Raw genomic sequence first — 3,426 nt, 5'->3', positions numbered from 1 at the left:
AAGTGATTGCTTTGGGCTTTTTAATTTCTGTTCGGATTAATTATAGAATTTGCCAATGCTAAGAATTCATATTTTGATGAGTTAGTTGAAATGGATTATACGGGTAAAGTTTATAAGACTTATAAATTTAATCATAAGGCCTGGGGTAAGGCTAAGGGTTCTAAGAAGCAGAACCATAATCAGGTCCACCATGACGTAACGGAATTACCAAACGGTGATCTGATTGCGACCGTTTCCGATGGCGGCCGGACCTATGTCGAAGACACGATGATCGTTATATCGCATAAGACGGGTAAGATCACCAAGGTCATCAACATGAAGAATATCCTACCTGCGAAGTTCTATACGAAGTACAACGCGACGAAGTCCAGTAAATATATGGGTAAGAAGGACTGGTTTCATCAGAACTCCGTCTATTATGATAAGACGGATAAGAGCTTGATTATTTCAAGTCGCAACCAGAACTTAGTGATGAAGATCGATTACAAGACTGAAAAGATCAAGTGGATCTTGTCTGGTAAGAAGACTTCAGCTTGGCCGAAATCGTACCGCAAGTACTTGCTGAAGGCTAGTGGTAAGATTGCTTGGCCGGGTGGGCAACATGCCGCCATCGTTGATCCAAGCACCTTGGGCAAGAAGAACTCGCTCAACGTGATGATCTTCAACAATAACGTGGCAGTTGGTACGACCAAGAAATCGTTGGCGGACTCTTCTGGTAAATATTCAGAAGGTGTCGAATATCATATTAATGAAAAGACGAAGACGATTTCTCAAGTTGGCAGTTACGGCAAGTCATTAGGTAAGAAGAACTTTGCCAATATTATTGGTTCTAATCGTTACTTGAGTGCTTCGAATCGGCTAATTGATTTTGGTTGGTTGAATAATGGTAAATCAGCTAATATTATTGAATACGATTTGAAGAGCAAGCAACAGGTGTTTAACGTTGAATTAACGGGCCTTCCAAGCGGTGGTTATGTCTACCGGGCCGAACGCTTCTCGTTGTATCCGACGAAGCACACGTATGGTATTAATGAATAAGAATTGAATGTAAAACGGGCGCTCATGACTAGATGGCTCATCTGGTCGGGGGCGCCTGTTTGCGTGTTGCGCTAACCAGTCACGGCCGTTAACAGATTATAGAGAGACAGTCAGGCATTGTTTTTCCCCTTGACAATCCAGCTTTGGAGCGTCCGTCTGACTTCAATCTGACCTCAACCGTGCCTGTTCACAAACCAATTGCTAGTCCGAAAAGGTCGTTTTCAAAGTTGTGACTGAACGTTAATGAAAAAGTCACAATTTGGTCGCAAAATCATCCGCAAAGCTAGAATAATTTCATACCATGTCGCATTTATGTTCACATTCCAAGTCTACAATGGTTCTTATGTTGAACGGCGCGACGGATATAGGTTGATTATGAGCAGTGGCGCAAGACTCAGCAAGATGAAAATTAGTTGAAGCGGAGCGATGACGATGACCTTAAATATTGCAATTGTTTTAATCACGTTATTAGTATCATTTATATTAATGGCCATGGAAGTTACGACCCCGAACGCCGTAATCTTGTGTGCCTTAGCGTTCTTGATGTTTGTCGGCATCTTGTCGCCAACGGACGCACTGTCAGGTTTTGCTAACGACGGGTTAGCGACAATTGCCCTGATGTATATTATTGCCTATGCCATTGCCAAAAGTAATATTATTACCCGCTTATTTGACCGGACTCTCGGCGATGGTCACAGCGAAAAGCGTTCCTTATTACGGTTGTTAGCGAGCGTGAGTGTGATTTCACCGTTTATGAATAATACCCCGATTGTGTCCACTTTGACACCGATGGTCCAGCGTTGGACGAAGCAGAAAGGGATGGCAATCTCAAAGTTCTTGATCCCACTATCCTACGCCACGATTCTGAGTGGGTTGTTGACCGTTCTAGGGACTTCGACCAATCTAGTGGCACAAGGATTATTGTCTAAGTACAAATTAGCACAATTTGGTACCTTTGACTTGGCCGTCATCGGGATTCCCATCACGATTATTGGGTTGATTTACTTACTGACGATCGGGTACCGCATGTTACCGACCTATTATGGGAGTAGTGTTGACGATGTTGTTGCTGAACCGAATGATTACTTGATTGAAATGACGATCGGCGATGAGTTTGAACACCTCAATCAAACAGTGGTCGCCGCCAAACTTCGTAATTTGCCGCGCTCTTTCTTAGTGGCGATTAATCGGAGTGGTCAGTCGATCGTGCCGGTGACGGATGAGACGATTCTACAGTTAGGTGACCGTCTTTACTTCACTGGAAATTTTGATTGTATTAATGATCTTATGAATATTAAAGGTCTAATACCAAGCACTCAGAAAATCAATATGACTGATATCACCAATGAACGGGTTCGGCTCGTCGAAGTCTCCATTCCGGACACGTCCAGTTTGGTGAACCAAACGGTCAAATCAGCGCGTTTTCGCAATGTCTTTGGGAGTGTCGTCGTCGCAATTCGACGCAACGATGTCAACCTCGAAGGGCATCTCGGAAGTATTCGCTTAAAAGGCGGGGACAACTTGGTCATGATTACCACTGGTGAACCAGACGAGCTGGCAAGTCTCAAAGATTTACACGTCTTTAATTCACAACCAGTGAAGTCCCGGAAACATACTTATAAGGATGTTTTACCGATTGTTTTATTGGTTGCAACGATCATCGTGTCGACTATGGGCGTGATTGATTTGTTCGTTGGTCTGGCGGCCTCGTGCGTGGTACTTTTCTTGACGAAATGCGTTTCAATCAGCGATATTGTGAAGGCTGTCGATATGAACGTGTTGTTTTTAGTGGCTAGTAGTTATGGACTTGGGCTTGCGATGTCGAACGTGGGTGCTGATAAGTTTATCGCGAAGTCATTGGTAGCAATTACCGGGAATGCGTCACCAATCATCTATATGTTCCTGATTTATTTCGTGACCAATTTCTTAACGGCCATCTTGTCCAATGCGGCGGCGTTATCACTGATGTTTCCAGTGGTCGTTTCCGCAGCGAAGTTGGAAAACCTACCCGTGATGATGCTTGTTATGTTGATTACGATTGCTGCGACGGCGGACTTTTCAACGCCAATCGGGTACCAAACAAACTTGATTGTTTACGGCCCTGGACATTATAAGTTCACGGACTACTTTAAAGTCGGAATTCCGTTAAATTTGATTTGTATGGTCGTTTGTGTGTTTGTGTCCCATTACTATTATATGGTGCTGTGATGTGACTTAATCGAATCTAAAAGACTTGTGAGCGGCTGCTGACAAGTTTTTTGTGTTGGTTAGTAAATCGGTGATAGCTTAGCACAGTGAAATAACCTTAAAAAGTAAATCAAGACGGCCAATTCACTAGGGTCCGTCTTAAAACTACTTAAGTAAGATGCAAATTGAGGCAATGTAGAC

1 protein-coding gene and 1 pseudogene are annotated in these 3,426 nt (G+C 43.4%); both read left to right on the top strand.

What is annotated here, in order from left to right; all coding sequences use genetic code 11:
- Positions 1–51 precede the first annotated feature (51 nt).
- Positions 52–1,038: pseudogene (locus tag MMY95_RS15270) on the top strand (aryl-sulfate sulfotransferase); the annotation flags it as partial.
- Between the two features lie 432 nt (positions 1,039–1,470).
- Positions 1,471–3,246 (top strand): SLC13 family permease, encoded by a 1,776-nt coding sequence (locus MMY95_RS15265; protein ID WP_241277795.1) that lies wholly within the window; start codon positions 1,471–1,473, stop codon positions 3,244–3,246.
- The last annotated feature ends 180 nt before the right edge of the window (positions 3,247–3,426 follow it).

This window comes from Lactiplantibacillus sp. ME-2 (assembly GCF_022549155.1).
Lineage (GTDB): Bacteria > Bacillota > Bacilli > Lactobacillales > Lactobacillaceae > Lactiplantibacillus > Lactiplantibacillus plantarum.
Note: the sequence above shows the minus strand (reverse complement) of the source record. Positions and strands in the feature narration are given on the sequence as shown.

What these genes read in the sequence shown, in the direction of transcription:
- MMY95_RS15265 (WP_241277795.1), top strand. Translation starts at nt 1,471, where the DNA reads ATGACCTTAAATATTGCAATTGTTTTAATCACGTTATTAGTATCATTT.